Origin of the sequence: Flavobacterium stagni (assembly GCF_004122105.1) — a bacterium.
GTDB lineage: Bacteria > Bacteroidota > Bacteroidia > Flavobacteriales > Flavobacteriaceae > Flavobacterium > Flavobacterium stagni.
In genome coordinates, this window is the sequence record NZ_SBKN01000004.1 from 139,381 (window position 1) to 155,867 (window position 16,487).

The 16,487-nt window shown below is 38.0% G+C and carries 18 protein-coding genes and 2 tRNA genes; 3 read left to right on the forward strand and 17 right to left on the reverse strand.

Features of this window, described 5'->3' with window-relative positions:
* Positions 1–7: 7 nt before the first annotated feature.
* The 4 genes from EQG61_RS08045 to EQG61_RS08060 form a co-directional block, all read right to left on the reverse strand.
* A complete protein-coding gene (locus EQG61_RS08045; RefSeq protein WP_129461410.1) occupies positions 8–1,468 on the reverse strand; it encodes a phytoene desaturase family protein in 1,461 nt (486 codons plus the stop codon).
* 54 nt (positions 1,469–1,522) lie between these two features.
* A complete protein-coding gene (locus tag EQG61_RS08050; RefSeq protein ID WP_129461411.1) occupies positions 1,523–2,419 on the reverse strand; it encodes a MerR family transcriptional regulator in 897 nt (298 codons plus the stop codon).
* 350 nt (positions 2,420–2,769) lie between these two features.
* Positions 2,770–2,851 (reverse strand) — tRNA-Leu (locus EQG61_RS08055).
* Between the two features lie 41 nt (positions 2,852–2,892).
* Positions 2,893–2,965: transfer RNA gene (locus tag EQG61_RS08060), tRNA-Lys, on the reverse strand.
* Positions 2,966–3,091: 126 nt separating this feature from the next.
* On the opposite strand from EQG61_RS08060, the gene EQG61_RS08065 reads away from it, so the two are divergent.
* Complete coding sequence (locus EQG61_RS08065) at positions 3,092–3,610, forward strand: shikimate kinase (protein WP_129461412.1); 519 nt, start codon at positions 3,092–3,094, stop codon at positions 3,608–3,610.
* Here EQG61_RS08065 and EQG61_RS08070 read toward each other — a convergent pair.
* Genes EQG61_RS08070 through EQG61_RS08080 form a run of 3 tightly spaced genes read right to left on the reverse strand, consistent with a single transcriptional unit; the run spans position 3,602 to position 5,074 of the window.
* On the reverse strand, positions 3,602–4,099 hold the full coding sequence (locus EQG61_RS08070) for a phosphoribosyltransferase family protein (RefSeq protein ID WP_129461413.1): 498 nt from the start codon (positions 4,097–4,099) through the stop codon (positions 3,602–3,604). The two genes, EQG61_RS08065 and EQG61_RS08070, sit on opposite strands and share 9 nt — an antisense overlap.
* A 17-nt stretch (positions 4,100–4,116) precedes the next feature.
* Positions 4,117–4,701 carry a class I SAM-dependent methyltransferase gene (locus EQG61_RS08075; protein ID WP_129461414.1) on the reverse strand — a complete coding sequence of 195 codons (585 nt, stop codon included), beginning with the start codon at positions 4,699–4,701 and terminating at the stop codon, positions 4,117–4,119.
* Positions 4,685–5,074 carry an RNA-binding S4 domain-containing protein gene (locus tag EQG61_RS08080; RefSeq protein WP_129461415.1) on the reverse strand — a complete coding sequence of 130 codons (390 nt, stop codon included), beginning with the start codon at positions 5,072–5,074 and terminating at the stop codon, positions 4,685–4,687. The genes EQG61_RS08075 and EQG61_RS08080 overlap by 17 nt, the downstream gene beginning before the upstream one ends.
* A 79-nt stretch (positions 5,075–5,153) precedes the next feature.
* Between EQG61_RS08080 and EQG61_RS08085 the strand changes: the two genes are divergently transcribed.
* Entirely contained in the window at positions 5,154–6,167 is a 1,014-nt protein-coding gene (locus tag EQG61_RS08085; protein ID WP_129461416.1) for an FKBP-type peptidyl-prolyl cis-trans isomerase, read from the forward strand.
* A 33-nt stretch (positions 6,168–6,200) separates the two neighbouring features.
* On the opposite strand, the gene EQG61_RS08090 is transcribed toward EQG61_RS08085, so the two are convergent.
* The 10 genes from EQG61_RS08090 to EQG61_RS08135 form a co-directional block, all read right to left on the reverse strand.
* Complete coding sequence (locus EQG61_RS08090) at positions 6,201–6,920, reverse strand: DUF4369 domain-containing protein (RefSeq protein WP_129461417.1); 720 nt, start codon at positions 6,918–6,920, stop codon at positions 6,201–6,203.
* Between the two features lie 85 nt (positions 6,921–7,005).
* Positions 7,006–8,856 (reverse strand): M61 family metallopeptidase, encoded by a 1,851-nt coding sequence (locus EQG61_RS08095; protein ID WP_129461418.1) that lies wholly within the window; start codon positions 8,854–8,856, stop codon positions 7,006–7,008.
* 43 nt (positions 8,857–8,899) lie between these two features.
* The gene (locus EQG61_RS08100) at positions 8,900–9,829 is read right to left on the reverse strand and encodes an alpha/beta hydrolase (protein WP_129461419.1); all 930 of its coding nucleotides are present in this window, start codon (positions 9,827–9,829) and stop codon (positions 8,900–8,902) included.
* A gap of 45 nt (positions 9,830–9,874) precedes the next feature.
* Entirely contained in the window at positions 9,875–10,156 is a 282-nt protein-coding gene (locus tag EQG61_RS08105) for a TIGR03643 family protein (RefSeq protein ID WP_129461420.1), read from the reverse strand.
* 52 nt (positions 10,157–10,208) lie between these two features.
* Positions 10,209–11,036: a sterol desaturase family protein gene (locus EQG61_RS08110; protein WP_129461421.1), complete on the reverse strand. Its 828-nt coding sequence runs from the start codon at positions 11,034–11,036 to the stop codon at positions 10,209–10,211.
* Between the two features lie 28 nt (positions 11,037–11,064).
* On the reverse strand, positions 11,065–11,667 hold the full coding sequence (locus tag EQG61_RS08115) for an alpha-ketoglutarate-dependent dioxygenase AlkB family protein (RefSeq protein ID WP_129461422.1): 603 nt from the start codon (positions 11,665–11,667) through the stop codon (positions 11,065–11,067).
* 34 nt (positions 11,668–11,701) lie between these two features.
* Complete coding sequence (locus tag EQG61_RS08120; RefSeq protein ID WP_129461423.1) at positions 11,702–12,076, reverse strand: DoxX family protein; 375 nt, start codon at positions 12,074–12,076, stop codon at positions 11,702–11,704.
* Positions 12,077–12,162: 86 nt separating this feature from the next.
* Positions 12,163–13,059: an EamA family transporter gene (locus EQG61_RS08125; RefSeq protein WP_129461424.1), complete on the reverse strand. Its 897-nt coding sequence runs from the start codon at positions 13,057–13,059 to the stop codon at positions 12,163–12,165.
* Between the two features lie 72 nt (positions 13,060–13,131).
* On the reverse strand, positions 13,132–14,295 hold the full coding sequence (locus EQG61_RS08130; protein WP_129461425.1) for a DUF1501 domain-containing protein: 1,164 nt from the start codon (positions 14,293–14,295) through the stop codon (positions 13,132–13,134).
* A gap of 1 nt (position 14,296) precedes the next feature.
* Positions 14,297–15,694, reverse strand: a complete 1,398-nt coding sequence (locus tag EQG61_RS08135) for a DUF1800 domain-containing protein (protein WP_129461426.1) — start codon at positions 15,692–15,694, stop codon at positions 14,297–14,299.
* A 92-nt stretch (positions 15,695–15,786) separates the two neighbouring features.
* Between EQG61_RS08135 and EQG61_RS08140 the strand changes: the two genes are divergently transcribed.
* Positions 15,787–16,398 carry a murein L,D-transpeptidase catalytic domain-containing protein gene (locus EQG61_RS08140; RefSeq protein WP_129461427.1) on the forward strand — a complete coding sequence of 204 codons (612 nt, stop codon included), beginning with the start codon at positions 15,787–15,789 and terminating at the stop codon, positions 16,396–16,398.
* Positions 16,399–16,487: the final 89 nt, after the last annotated feature.

Here is a 16,487-nt window from a genome sequence, read left to right on the forward strand (position 1 = left end):
TATGCGTTTAGTTGTTTTTTTCAATTAATTCGGATACCAGTTTTCCTGAAATTAATGAGGGTGGAACACCAGGTCCGGGGACAGTTAGTTGGCCAGTAAAATATAGGTGTTTTACTTTTTTACTTTTCAGTTTGGGTCGTAAAAATGCCGTTTGGAGCAGTGTGTTTGCCATTCCATACGCATTGCCTTTATAGGAATTGTATTCTTTAATAAAGTCGTTCACACAGAACGATTCTTTAAATAAGATATGTTCACGAACCGATTGTTCGGTCAATTGTTCTAAACGGGTAATGATTTTGTCAAAATACTGTTCTCGTAACGCTTCCGTATCTTCCAATCCCGGAGCTAAAGGAATTAAGAATATAGCGGCTTCTTTTCCTTGTGGGGCCGAATTTTCATCCGTTTTCGATGGAAAACTGGCGTAAAACAACGGTTCTTTCGGCCATTCGGGATGGTCATAAATCGAGGCTGCATGTGCATCAAAATCCACATCAAAAAAGAGACTGTGGTGTTCGACGTGTTCTAATTTTTTATCCAACCCAACATAAAACAGTAGGGAAGAAGGGGCGAACGTGCGTTTGTCCCAATAAGCCTCAGAATACGCTCTGTGTTGTGGTTCAATCAGTTGTTCCGAGTGATGGTAATCGGCACCCGAAAGTACGATATCTGCTTTTATGTATTTTCCGTTCACCCAAACGCCGGTAGCTGTTTTTTGAAAAACCTCAATTTTATCGACAGGCGCATTCGTATGAATAGTAACGCCTAATTCACGCGCTAATTGTTCCATGCCTAAAATAACCGAGTACATTCCGTTTTTAGGATGCCAAGTTCCCAAACCGAAATCAGCAAAATTCATGAAACTATAAAATGAAGGCGTGTCGGAAGGTTTGGCTCCTAGAAACAAGACGGGGAATTCTAGAATGGAAACCAATTTTGGATTGTTGAACTGTTTACGGATGTCTCTAGAAATGTTACTAAAAAACTGTCCTACACGAGAAGCGGTTTGTAAAGTAACCAGTTCGAGCGGTGAAACTCCGGGGCGATAGACTAAGTCTTTAATTGCAATATCATAATTATCTTGTGCAGTCTTCATGAATTTTTTCAATCGCAGGCCTGATCCTTTTTCGATGGATTCAAACGTTGCTGCGATAGTATTCATGTTATCGCTGATTGTAATGAAATCTTGAATACCAAAATAGACTTGATAAGCTGGATTGAGTTTAATGAGTTCGTAGTAGTCGGAAGGTTTTTTGCCGAAATCGGCGAAGAATCGTTCAAACACATCGGGCATCCAGTACCACGTTGGACCGATATCGAAGGTAAAACCATCGCGTTTGAGTTGGCGCGCTCGACCACCAATCGTACTGTTTTTTTCGTAAATAGTTACGTTGTTACCCGCTTTCGCCAAATAGCAAGCGGCGGCTAGTGACGAAAATCCAGATCCTAATATTGCAATTTCTTTTTTCATATTGTTTAACAAATATAGTAAAAAGTTAAACAATTTACTGTCTTTAAGAAAAATTTACAATTGTCCCAATAAATCGGTGATGGATTGGAAGACCTTTGTAGTGCTATTTAATTTTTGTTTTGAAATATGTTCTGTCATGCGACCGATAAGCCATAATTCATTGGTTTCATTATTGGTTGCTTCTTGAAGTTCATATACGTAATTATTGACTTCGTCTGCGGTGGGTTCAACGGTGATATAACCGATGAAAGTAATATTGGAGAAATATTTTTTTACATCGGTGAGATTATCTACCGGTACACTTTCTCCGAGGTAAACCGTATTGTAGCCACGATAATTCAATTCGTAATTGAGGTACATTAATCCCAATTCATGAATTTCATTTAAAGGTAGAAATAAAACAAAGGTTTTATCGGTGTGAATTGCAGGTTTTTTTACTACTTCTTCGGTTTGTACTAATAATTTCAATTTAATGAGATAGCTTATGAAGTGTTCGTGGGCAGGAGTGATGGTATCTGACTGCCATAATTCGCCCAATTCTTGCATCAAAGGAATGAATACTTCAAAAAACACTTCATTGAAGCTTTTTTCAGACAACAATTCGTCATAGGTTTCAAAAAAGAGCTTTTGATCAAAATTCATCATTGCCAGTTTGAAGGCGCTAATGGCGTGATGTTTGGCGCTTTTTTGAGAAACGATTCCCCTTACTTTTTCTTTAATTTCTTCGTCGGAAAGGGTTGAGATTTTGGAAATTTTATACCCGTAATCGTGCAATAATGTGATATTTAATAGCTTTTGAAGTGCTTTGATATCATAAAAACGAATGTTGGTATCCGTTCGCATGGGTTCAAAAACGTTATATCTTTTCTCCCAAATGCGGATGGTGTGGGCTTTAATCCCGGAAAGATTTTCTAAGTCTTTGATACTAAAAGTATTCTTGACGTTATTCATCACTCTGTTGTTTTGTTTAACAAATGTAGTTAAATAATTAAACAAAAAATAAAATTTGAATTTTTTTTACAAAAACTGCTCTTATAAAATACGAATAGAAATTTTAATTTCAGAAGTGAACGGAGTAAAGTCACGAGGGATTCTGCTTCGCAGTTCCAACAAAGGGCCGCTTTGAAAAAGAAAAGGAAAAATAGAAATTTTAAAATAAATTTTAATTTCAGAAGTGAACGAAGTAAAGTCACGAGGGATTCTGCTTCGCAGTTCCCACAAAGCTCCGCTTTGAAAAAGAAAAGGACAAATAGAAATTTTAAAATAAATTTTAATTTCTATTTGTCCTTTTCTTTTATTCGTGACCACGATGGGATTCGAACCCATACGCCTTGCAGCACCACCCCCTCAAGATGGCGAGTCTACCAATTTCTCCACGTGGCCTAAACAAAAAAAGTCATTCGCACGCGAACAACTTTTGTTTGTGACCCGACTGGGGCTCGAACCCAGGACCCCAACATTAAAAGTGTTGTGCTCTACCAACTGAGCTATCGAGTCAATAACATTTCTTGAATGCGGGTGCAAATATAAGGCGATAAAATTAATTTTTCAAAGCAATTTTATTTTAAATTTACCTTTTTTTAAATTTCATTCTTAACGCCTTAATTCCTAAGGTTTTACTTTATGCAAAAAGTTGTTTTAACGGGTTATATGGGGTCTGGGAAGTCGGTCGTGGCTGCTCAATTAGCCCAGAAATTACACTGCGATTGGATTGATTTAGATCAAGAAATTGAAAAAGTTGCTGGGATTTCAATTGCAAAACTCTTCGAGTCGAAGGGGGAATTGTATTTCCGAAAATTGGAACACGAGTTGTTTATCCAATTGTTAGCGAGTTCTGAATCATTAATCATCAGTACTGGTGGAGGAACGCCGTGTTATTACAACAACCATCAATTATTACAACAAACTGATGTAGCCTCTTTTTATCTAAAGGCTGCAATTCCTACCTTAGTCAGTCGATTGCAAAGCGAGCGCTCGAAACGCCCTTTATTGGCTAATTTAACGGAAGTCGATTTAGAAGAATATATTGCTAAACATCTATTTGATCGCAATTTCTACTATTTACAATCCAAGTTTGTAATCACGGTGGACGAAAAAACAGTGGAACAAATTGCAGATGAAATTATTGGGCGACTAACTTAAAACGGCATACGATTCGTTCTCTTCAAAAACTACGGAAACATGTTCTTGGGATGAAGTTGATAATGAAATGCCTTTAAAATCCACTTTTATTGGGAATTGTTTGTGGTTGCGGTCAACAAGTACAGCCGTTTTGAATTTTTTTAAAGGAACCTCTAAAAAATGTTTTACACCATACATTAACGTGCTACCCGAATTCAATACATCATCCACCAAAACGACTCCTTTGCCTTGATATTCTTGGGTAGAAATTGAGGTTGTAATAGTGTCTAAAGGATTTTGCTTATTGATATAAACTTCACAAAAAATTACTTTGAGCGGAGAAATACTCTCTAAAGTTGAAGCAATGCGTTGGGCTAAAACCGAACCATTTGAGGCGATTCCTGCGATAACGATGGTTTCTTCCTCCACAAAAGTTTCATAAATCTGATATGCGATACGTTTGATTTTATGTTCAATTTCTTGATGACTTAAAATGGTGTTCTGACTCATATTAGTGTGTTGTTGTGTTATTTTTTGATAAAGATAAAAAAGAGTTCGTTGCCTTGACGCGGAGGAATAGAATTATAGGCTGTTTCTAGAGTTTTAATATTGAAATACGGGGAAAAACGCAGAATATATTCTTCTTTTGATCCGCCAAAGGGTGGCCCCGATTCTGTGAGTGGGAATTGGAATAAGAGTCCGATTAATTTCCCCCCTTTTGCTAAAAGTCCATGCATGTGCTGTACATATTGATCACGTAAACTGGGGTCTAGAGCACAATAGAACGTTTGCTCAATAATTAAATCATAGGTTGCTTTATGTTCAAAAAAATCAGCGTGGATTAGTTGCTTTGGGTTTACCTCGGGTAAGCGATTTTGGATGTTAAGCAACGGTTGTTGGGCAAAATCCAAGACATTTACATTGGTAAAACCATGAGTGATTAAATATTCAAATTCATAACTATTGCCGCCACCGGGGATTAGTATACGAATTGACTTATCTTCAATTTGGTCCAAATAGGTTTTTAAAGGTGCGGTAATGCTGCCCACATCCCAACCCGTTGATTGGGTTTCGTATCGATTTTGCCAGTAGGCACTATTCAGTTTCGTCATCGTTCCAAGTATTTTCCTCCAATTCGTCCAAATCACGACGGTCTTTTTTGGTAGGGCGTCCGGTTCCGGCCCTGCGGTAATGTTCTTTGGATAATCGCAACAGTTCGAGGTGCGCAAAAGCTTCCGCTGGCGTATTGTCCTTGCGATAAATGTCAACTAATTTCGCTCCAACCCGATTGGGCGGTAAATCCAATACCACTATTTCATAGGTTATTTGGTCTTTACGGAAGTGGATAGAATCACCCGGATAGACTTCGCGAGAGGCTTTACATACTTGGCCATTCACGGAAACTTGGTTTTTTTTACAAGCTTCTGTTGCGATATTTCGAGATTTGTAATAACGCACACACCACAGGTATTTATCGACTCTCATAAATTGCTAAAAACTACGTTAAATAGTTTACAAAAATAAATCAATATTGTATCTTGCGGGCATTAAATACAAGAAAAAAATGCGTTTAAGATTTTTGTTGAGTGTTGCTGTTGTAGCCAGTTTTATGCTCTTTTCGTGTTCAAAAGATAATAATCCAACAATAGTTGTTCGCGATAAAGCTGAGCAGTATGCTACGGATATTGCTGCTATTGATGAATTTATAGATACGCATTATATGGAAGTTGATCCAGCTACCTACGATGTTAATTTTTTAGAAATTCCACAAAATGGTACACAAGAGTCTATTCGTGAGCAAACTCAGTATCCCTTGAAAGATACCTTGATTTCCCAAGATGATGTAGATTACAAAGTGTATTTTATTAAGTTTAGAGAAGGTACACAAAAACGGCCAACTCAAGTGGATTCCGTTCACGTAGCCTATAAAGGAATTAATTTGGATTTATCTGTTTTCGATCAAGCTCCGGTGGCCAATTGGTTTACACTTGAAACTGTTATTACTGGATGGTCCCACATGATACCTAATTTTAAGTCGGGTACCTACACTTCTGTTCCCGGACAACCCTTACAGTATGATAATTATGGTGCTGGGGTAATGTTTTTACCTTCAGGGTTGGGTTATTTTAATGGGTCATCTACGAATATCTCCGCATATTCTCCTTTGATTTTTTCTTTTAAATTAATTGAAGTACAATATAAGGATCATGATCGCGACAAGATTTTCTCCAAAGACGAACGAAGTTTTCCATTAACCAATTGGAGTGATAATCCCAAAGATTTCGATTCCGATGGAGATGATAAAGCCAATTATGTCGATGTCGATGATGATGGGGATGGTTTTCTAACCCGAAATGAATTGTTATATACCGTGAATGGGACCAATTATTACTATCCTTTTAATGGTGCTTTGGTAGATGATCCATCAACACCTAATGTAGATGAACGCAGAGGTATTCCTCGAAAATATACTGGACCTGTTGTCAATGGAGTTGCGACTCCCGTAGATGAAGACTTTACGGCTAATCCTCGATTACGACGTCATTTAGATCCAACAGCAACACCTGTTAATCCATAAAAAAGCGGTCATTTGACCGCTTTTTTAATTTTATTATTGTCCCATTTTTTTTCGCTCTGCGACAAATGCTTTAAATTTTTTACCGTATTTGGTTTTGGCAATTTTTGGGCTGATTGATTTATCTATAGTGTCCAAATATTTTAAAGTCACATCGGGAATCTCCGCCAAAGTAATATAAGGTGCGATTTCATAATCCCCGTGATTCACGACAAAATTTGTAGTGGTCAAATACCTTCTTTTTAAATTATCGTCCTGTTCTTTTTGGATACTATCTATACGGGACGTATTTTTTTCATTAATAGCGATTAACCGTGCCTGAATCAAATCCAAATTTTTATTGATTAATCTTGACATCATTAGTCGGTATTCATTGTATAAATCTTGGTTTTTCGAACCTTTAATGGTTGCATCAGCCGTAAAATAGTCCAAAGAAGTTTGAATGGTCATACTGCCCGGTTCGGCAAAAAACGGCAGGTTGTTGTCAATGGAATTTGTTACGCCACGATCCAAAAACAAATACAACATTTCGGGTTCTTTTAAATCGATATGTGTACTGAAATCTGATTGGCCATTGAATTTTAACGTGTCAATAGGAACCAATTTCGAACTGTCATTTAAACGCTGAATGTATAACGTTCCTTTTTTAAATCCTTTTATGGATCCACTGATGTCCAAACCGTCTTTTGGTTTTTTTTCCTCAGCACAAGAAGCCAAGACTAGAGCAGCGAATCCGCCTATAATAATATTGCGCATTGTTTTAAAATTTTCACAAAGATGAAAAAAAATCCTCAATCTGTTTTACAAATTGAGGACTTTAAAAAAACGGGTCTATTCAAGTTTATCCTTTCAACCAGGATTCTTTCAATCGGTTTTTGGTGGAGTCGATAACCATAAATCCTTCCGACTCACTATACGAAAATAATGCTTTTCCTTTTAATGTCAGTGTTTTACCGTCTCTTTTTATTGTTAAAGTTACGGGTTCATTTTCGTTCCATTGTTGGACAGTATCCATCAATGAAGCAATATCATCCATCGAGAACGCTTTTTCATTAATGGCTAAAATAACATCATCCGCTTTTAATCCCATGGATTTCATGAATTCAGACAATTCAACGCCTTCGCGAACTGTGATTTGTTTCTCCGCATTAGCTGTAATACAAGGTGTATATTTTAAAAAGAATGGATTGTCTTTTTTCTTCACTTTTCCTTTTCCAACACCCATCTTAGCAAAGTAAACATCATAGTCTATGGGAGTAGTTCCAGAAACATGGGTGCGAAGAAAATCGCCTACTTCTGGATAGGTTAGTGCCACAACACGATCAAATAAAGCGCTATCTTCAAATGGACGCGATGGGCCGAATTCATTGGTTAATTTTTGCATTAAATCCAAAACACCACGTTCTCCATTGCTTTTTTCACGAATAATGATGTCCAAACACATGCCAATCAACGCTCCTTTTTCATATACATTGGTGTATTGATCTTTGTAAGGTGCTTTCAAGACATTCTGACTCATTTCTGTAAACGACATATTGTCTTTGAATTGTTTGGCATTTTTAATCTTACTGCGCATTCTACCATAAAAGTCATCTTCACTGATTAACCCTTGATTGACTTGGAACAAATTGGCGAAATATTCCGTGATTCCCTCATACATCCAAAGGTGTTGCGACATTTTCGGCGCATTGAAATCAAAATAATGGATTTCGTTCGAATGCACACCCAATGGCGTTACAATATGGAAGAATTCATGCGATACTACATCAATCAATTGTTTACCCAACATTTCTTTGCCCATCATTTCAGGGAAAACAACGGTTGTAGAAGTGTTGTGTTCTAAAGCTCCAAATCCTTTAGCATCCGCTCCGGTAACATTGGACAAATACAACAATATGGAATATTTTTTATTGTTGTTAATCGGACCCAAGAACTTTTTCTGGGCACGAATCATTCGCTCAATATCGGGGGAAAGGGTAGCGGCATTGTGTTTTCCACTGGGAGAATAAATGCTAAATAAAATCTCCATCCCGTCAACAGTAAAGTTTGTGTAATCCGGTTTGGCATACATAATCGGATTGTCTACTAATTCGCTATAACGATTAGCTAGAAATAAATCTTCCGTCGAACTTGGATCAGAATCCGTCAATGATGTGGCACCATATAATCCTTCGGGATGGCTGATTTTTACCAAATATGGAAGGTCTTTTTTACCTTCGAAATAACCAATAAATCCATGTTGGTTAATCATAAAGTTTTTATCCGCTAAAATATTGGTTCCAGCCGGTGAAAAAATTCCTTCGCCAAATCGCATACTTTTTTCGGTATCGTAAGTGTCATTCACGAAATAGGTCAAAGTTTTTAACTTTTGAGCCTCTTTAATTGACCATGAGTTTTTGTCCAAAGTAGTTACCGTTAATGGATTTCCGTCTTTATCAAAAGCCTTTACTTCTTCAATCATTTTTCCATAATCATCTTCAGAATAAGTGCCTGGAATGATTTTGGGCAAATGATACACAATTTCAGCTTCTTGAATTGTTGGAGCTGAAACAGTAACTTTTACTTTGTCATCTTTTACCTGAATTAAATCCAAGTGAATACCCACGTCGTTGCGTAATTGTTCTGTTTTAGGAGCAGAACCACAACCGATGATGAATAACGCCGTTGCGAACGAAAGAATTATTTTTTTCATAAGGTTAATTTTCGTTCGATAAGTAGTCCAATTTTACAATTCGTTACAATTGTTGGACAAATTGTGTAATAATTGCCACCAATTTAGTTTCGACTGGCAATGTACCATTAGTATATGCCTCTTTATTTAACTCCAAAGTTGGCGTATTTTTCAAAACATGATTCATGTCTTTTATAATTTCCAATTGTGCTTTTGGGCAGGCTTTTTTCAAAAGTTCGGCATCTTTGACCTGCACTTGTAAATCTTGGTCCCCATTAATGAGCAGAACCGGAATGGTTAATTTTTGAATTTCGGTATACGGATTGTACTGAAACCAAGACAGTAGGTATGGGATCACCGTAGGTCTAAAAATAGCCGCTGTATTTTCAACTTTTGTGTCACAACTCCATTTCCCTGTGGATTTCATGGTATCTATGCATTGTTGTAGTGAGGCAGCAGCTTCAGGTTGGTCTTTGGTCAATTGTTCCGTTAGAATTTGATCAGCTGGGCGACCCGGACCTGAAATGGAAATATATCCAGCGACGCCCTTTTGTGCTGTTAGTATCCCAATCAGCGAACCTTCACTATGTCCGGCGATGATAATCTTTGCATAACTATTTTTGGATTTAAAATATTCCAAAACACTGGTAGCATCAACGACCATGTCTTCAAAGCGCAATTTGCTTTCATCTAAGGTTTTATTGATGATTTGGGCAATAATGCGTTTGTCATAACTAAAAAAAGCAATGCCATTTTGTGCGAGTTGTTGGCCTAAATATTTATAACAATTGGTGGACAAACCGGGTTGGTTGCCATTTCGATTTGTTGGCCCGGAACCGGCAATGAGGATTACAAGTGTGGTCGAACCCGAATTGGGTTGCATCAAACTTCCTTTGATTAAAGGGTTAATTTCAATTTCTTGGGAAGTAAACGAATTTTGTCCCATGGTAGTCAATGAGAACCAAAAGAGTAGCAATTGTATTATGGGTTTCATAGGTTAGATTTTACCTAACGAATGTATGAATTTTAATAATGCTATTTAGCGTTTGGAGATTTTATTTCCCGTGATTTGGCGTTGTAAAGTACACTTGAAGCGATCGATGCCATCCACTCTTTTGTGGGCATGCTTAGTCGCTCTTCCTTGAACGCGAGCCCGCCACATCCGGAAGCTGGACGGCTTCATTTCCCGTCGCATTAAGGTTATGGTTTCTTGTTCCGATAAACCAAATTGATACGTAATTGCTTCAAAGGGCGTTCGGTCTTCCCAAGCCATTTCAATGATGCGGTCAATTTGCTCTTCGGTTAACGTATTGTAATCCATAGTGGCAAATTTCGAATTTACCGATGAAAAACTGTGATGAACAAGCGTTAAATTATTCTTGTGAAGGTTTACGAATGGGTTGGAACGGAATCTTCAACAAATTCCCTAAAGCATTGTTTTCTTTGGGGTCCATGTGCGTATCCACTCCATAAATAAGCTGTTCACGTTCCATATAGGAATAGGTACCAAAAATTCGATCCCAAATCGAAAAGATGTTTCCGTAATTACTATCGGTATACGGTAATTGGTAATGGTGATGAATTTTGTGCATGTCGGGTGAAACAATGAAAAAACTTAAAATCTTATCGAGTTTTTTAGGTAAACAAATATTCGCATGATTGAATTGGGTAAAAACCACCGATAAGGTTTGGTACAAAAACACCATCCACATAGGGCAACCCACAAGAAAAACTCCAATTGTAGTGAAAGCAAAACGGATCACACTTTCACCGGGATGGTGACGGTTTCCAGAGGTTGTATCAATGTAAGTATCTGTATGATGAATTAAGTGAAAACGCCATAATAGGTACCAGCGGTGTTCAAAATAATGGGCCGCATAAGCACCAATTAAATCCAATAGTAGGAGTCCGCAAACAGTATACAGTATCATTGGCATTTCGGGTAACCAATTCAATAGTCCAAAATCATGTGTTGTAACCCAATTGGCAGTGAATAATAAGATAAACGCCAAAAGGAAATTGATAATAATGGTGGTCAGGGTAAAAAATAAATTAATACCGGCATGTTGCCATTTGTTGTATCGAAATTTAAAAAAGGGAACGGCACTTTCCAAAATCCAGAAAAAGGCAATGCCTCCTGCCAAGATGGCGGCACGATGGGAGGAAGGAATGGATTCAAAGTAGGCAATCAGTTCGTTCATAGTATTTCGATTTACTCAAAAATACAATTTATTTCAATATTCGAAACGTGAGGTTAATGCGGGGTCCCACGGGTTTGGCCGTCTTCGGAATTTGGTGTTTCCAAAAATGTTGGGTTGTTCCTTTCATTACCAACAAACTTCCGGGCGTTAAATTGATTTTGAGTTTTGCGTCTTTTAAAGTGTTATGTTGTAAATGAAACATACGTTCCGCCCCCAAACTTAGCGAGGCAATCACTGGATTTCGGCCGAGTTCTTTTTCATTATCCGCATGCCAACCGTTACTGTCTTGACCATTGCGGTATAAATTTAGTAAAACAGTAGTAAACCGTTCTTCGCAAACCGCTTCGATTTCTTCTTTTAAAAAAGTTAATAAAGGTGTCCAAGGATGAGGTTGCATCACAATATTTGAATACGCATACGGTTTTCCTTCATTCCCAAACAAAGCCGTGAGTCGGGGTTGGGCATGCGTTTTACCATATACAGTAATAGAATCCTGTTGCCAAGGAATTTCCGATTGCAATTTTTGAAAAAAATCAACCACTTGTTCCTGGCCTAAAAAGTTGGGAAACAACATAATTTCGGCATCGGGGACAGCAAATACAATAGGCTCTTGAAAATCAAAAAGTGACATGCTCAAAGATAAAACACTTTTTTTGGTTTTCAACTTAGAGCAAGGGCTGTGAAAAATCAATGTAGTAATACGCCCAAATCATCAATACAAATTGCAAAGGCAAACGCAAATAAAGTAGCCAAACGGGTAATCCTAGTCGGGCTTCCTTGTATATCGCCATATAGATATTCGCTGGAAATATGACTACCAATAAAACAATTATCGACAATGCCGCAATATTGGTAAATCCAGAAATACACAAGCAAATGCCCAAAAGTATTTCTAAAAATCCAGTCATCTCATTGATGAATTTTTTATTCGAAAAAAAAGGAGGAATAATTTTATAGTAGAGTTTGGGGTTCCGGAAATGATTGATGCCAGCCACTATATACACTAGGGACATGACATACAAATGCCAGGGTTGCTCCATGTTTCGTTCGATTTTCGAAGCGAATGTAGTAAAATTTTAACATTTAATATAAAAATATTCGCTCAAAAAGTTTCGCTATCAGCTTATTACTGCTTTTTTTTAAGATTGATGTTCATCAAAACGATTGCGAAAATAATGAGAGCAATTCCCGTCCATTGAAGAAAAACCACCTTTTCATTCAAGATAACAAAGGCCATCATTACAGATACGGGAAGTTCTAATGCGGAAACGATACTGCCCAAGCCAATGCCCGTAATTGGAAATCCAGCATTCATTAAGATTGGAGGAATGATGGTGCCAAAAAGCGCTAAAAATATTCCCCATTTCATGAAAATAGTGAAATTGAACGGCGTATTTTGGGTAGCCAATGCAAATCCAAAAACGATAATCGCTCCGCCCAATAACATGTATAAACTGCGTTGTGCAGAAGAAATACCAATAGCCACACGATTGGCCGTAAACATAGTTGTAGTAAAGGATGCCGCAGCCATTAATCCCCAGAAAATGCCACGCCAATCCAATGCAACAGCATTGTTTAAGATATTGGTTGCCAGTATTGTTCCCGTTAATACAATCAGAACAGCAATAATTTTTTGACCAGAAGGGGCTCTTTTCTCTAAAATCCATTCCAACAAAACTCCCATCCAAACCGTTTGCATCAACAATACAATGGCAATGGAAACATTGATATAACGCACGCATAAATAATAGAAAACACTTGTCATTCCTAAAGAAGTTCCGGCCAGCATCAAGTTAAAGATGTTCTTGGGAGTTGCTTTTTCAACCGCTCCTTTGGCTTTGGATTTATTGAAGGCATTGATCAAAAGCATCCCTACAATTCCGTAAATAAATTGGGAAACGGTGACTTCAGCCGTGGTATAGTTTTCGCCGTAGGCTAATTTTACAAAAGTGGCTAACATCCCATAACTTGAAGCCCCTAAGCCGACTAATACTACCCCTTTGAATACGTTCGATCCTGACATTTTCTAAAATTTAAAAAGCCGGCAAAGATACACCATTACTTTCCAAATTGACAAGATTCCGGTTTGATTTCTTTAAAAAATGCCGGTTAGCCCCGCTTGTTGAATACCAATTAGTTTGGGGTCAAAGGCTAGTTTTTGTTCCAAAATTCGGGCGTACACACTTCGAAAATCGATCTCATATTGCAAGTCGCCTTGGGTTAACTGACTTAAATTTGGGTTTTTTCCAATAATTTTTCCCGAAGTATTGCCGCCAATAATAAACATGGGCGCCGCAGTGCCGTGGTCGGTTCCGTTGCCGTTGTCTTTCACCCGTCGGCCAAATTCAGAGAAAACAACCAAGGTAACCTGAGGCAATAACCCCGCTTTTTTCATTTCTTGGTAAAACGCAAAAACCGCCTCATCCAGTTCGCCCAATTTGTTTTTATGCACCGCCAATTGATTATCGTGGGTGTCAAAACCGTTGTGACTGGTGTAATATACTTTGGAGTGCAAATTCCCTTTTATCAATCGGGCTATCCATTCTAGATTTTTACCCAACTGACTCTTCGGATAGCTCACTTCAGTAGTGGATTGGGCTAAGGCGTTGCGAATGTCATCGGCGCCTTCAGTAACGGATCGGGCAATTTTTCGCACAAAGTCTAGTTGGGGATTGTCGGATAATTTGGTACTATCACTTTCGTTTTTACTGCGAAAACGCACCGGGTCTTTCAACGTGATGGCATTGGGTTCTTTGCCTTTTAAAGCCAAATTGTCAATGCTGTCCAAGTTGACTGCTCCCGTAGGATGATGTTCTTTGTAATGCATGTCCAAGTAGCGGCCCAGCCAACCTTCATTCAAATATTGTTGCGATCCTGAAGCTGTTTGCCAAATTTCTTGACTGCGAAAATGCGAACGGTTGGGTTCGGGGTAGCCTACATTTTGCACCACACATAAATCGCCATTTTGTTGGATTGTCGCCCAGTTTTTTAGAGCCGGGTGCCAACCCATTCCGGCGTTCTTCCCTACAATTTCACTTTTGGGAATCCCCACATTTTTACGGTATTCATAATACAACGGGTCATCAAAAGGGATGAAGGTATTGAGTCCGTCATTGCCGCCATTCAACTGAATAAAAACAACGCACGAGTCGCCAACCACACTTGTTCGATGCGATCCCATCGCGTGTAAAAAGTCGGGAACAACTAAAAGTCCACTCGTAAAAGTTCCTGTTAAGCTTAAAAAGTTTCTGCGATGCATCTTAAATCAATTGAAATTCTGGTGTTTTTATGATGTAATTGAATAACCGAATAACGGCTTGTTGGGCATTGGCACTTTGGCCATCAAAATCATATTTTAAAACCGATTCCATGTCTTTTTGGAGTTCGGGACTTACCTGAAAAAGCAAACGGTTGCTTAGTTTTTGAATGATTTCCACATTGGAATCTGTAGGTGAAAAAGCGATGGAAATGTTTAAATTTTCATTTTTCATTTTTGGAACTTCCCCATTTTCAGGAGCATCTTTAAAAATCCTTCGGTTTAAGAGTCGGCCACTACAGAGCAAATCCCCACTGTTTTGCCGTTGCAAATAGATTTGAGAGGTCAGCCAACTTGTGCCGCCATCCCAGCCTTTGACATTGGGTTGGTTGAATAAATCCATGCCTTGTTGCCGTAAAAAGAAAACTAAAACGGGAATATTCGGCATTTTAATTTGAAGTTCGTCATGGAGTTGTGCGATAAATTCCAACGGATTTTTAATCTTACTCCCTGCAGTAGGTTTGGCGTATTCTTCTGTAAAAATTTTAAGTAACAAAGGTTGGATTTCAAAATTGACCTTTCGAAAATAATCCCCATAATAGGTTACCAATTTTTCGTCGGGAGTATCATATATGAACCATTTCAAGATTTTACGAGTGATTAAATAAGGAATTTTGGGTTGTTCAAAAATTTGATCGACCAAATCATCGGCCTTGAAATGCCCTGTTTTTCCCAAATAGGTAATCGTATCATTATCCTCGATACGCGGACGGTATTGCGCTTTGGATTCGCCAAGATTCAAGCCAGCCAAAGCTTTGGCACCATTTTTAATATCTTCTTCTGTATAATTCCCAATGCCTAAGGTGAAAAGTTCGAGCAGTTCCCGACTCAAATTTTCGTTGATTTCACCACGTTTGTTGTCCACATTGTCCAAATACCGCACCATGGCATTGGTTTGAATGACGGCTTTGGTCAAAGTTTTAAAATTACCAAACGCCATTTCCCGTAGGAGTTGGTTGTGTTGGTAAATCCACCAATTTACTTTTACTTTCTGACTGGTTGCCACAAAATGATTGTGCCAAAATAACACCATTTTCTCGCGTAAAGGAAATTCAGCCTGAAGTAACTCCTGAAGCCACCATTGTTTGAGTTCGACCCCTTTTTGAATTTGTTCTTTGATTAATTTTTTAGCTTCTTCGGATTGCCCATTTTTAAATTGTTGGCGTTTCTCCCGAAGTTCTAGCAACGACTTTGGATCGTCTTTCAAACATTCGGGCTCGGTTTGTGAAAAAGGCGCTTTAAAGGCTTTTTTCAAAAAAGATTCCATTCCCAAGGCTTGAATAGCGGGGGCTTGACGGTTTGAAAATCCGAGGCGTAAAGACCAAAGATGTGGAAGTTCCATGTGGTTCAGTTTTTTGATAAGACTACTTTTAACAGTTAAGGTTTAAATATTTTTTTAAAAATGGAGTTATCCTAATAACCAACCTTTCATCCATGAGACATTTAGTTATTGCATTTGTGTTACTTTTAATTTGTTGTAATAATGGTAGTTCCAAGGAAAATAAGCCACTTGCGCCACCCGCAAAATCCTATGTTAAAAATCACCAAGAAGCTCTTGCCTATTGTAAAAAGAACGGGTTTAACACCGACATTTATTATTTAGTGGATTTAAGTGTACATCCCGGAAAGTTTCGGTTTTTTGTATTCGACTTTAAAAAAGATTCTATTACGCATAAAAATATTGTTACCCATGGCAGTTGTGATGTGTTTGAAGAAAATCCCGACCAATGGGAAAAAGCTAAATTTGATGCCCGTCAAAATAGCCATTGTAGTATGAAAGGGAAATTTAAAATCGGGAAACGGGATTACAGTTCGTGGGGCATAAAAGTCAAATATTGGTTGCATGGTATGGAAGAGCAAAACAAATCAGCCGTTGATCGAGTGGTAGTTTTGCATTCGTGGAGTGCCGTTTCCAATACTGAAATTTATCCACGTGTGAGTCCGCTGAGTTGGGGCTGTCCCGCGGTTTCGGATGCTTTTATGCGGATTTTGGATCAACAATTGCAAACTACTTCACATCCCGTTTTGCTTTGGATTATTGATTAATATAAATAAAAGTTTATATATGTTATTTAAAACATAAATAAAAATATATGAATTAACTTTTTCAACTTTGCATCGTTAAATCAGAAAAC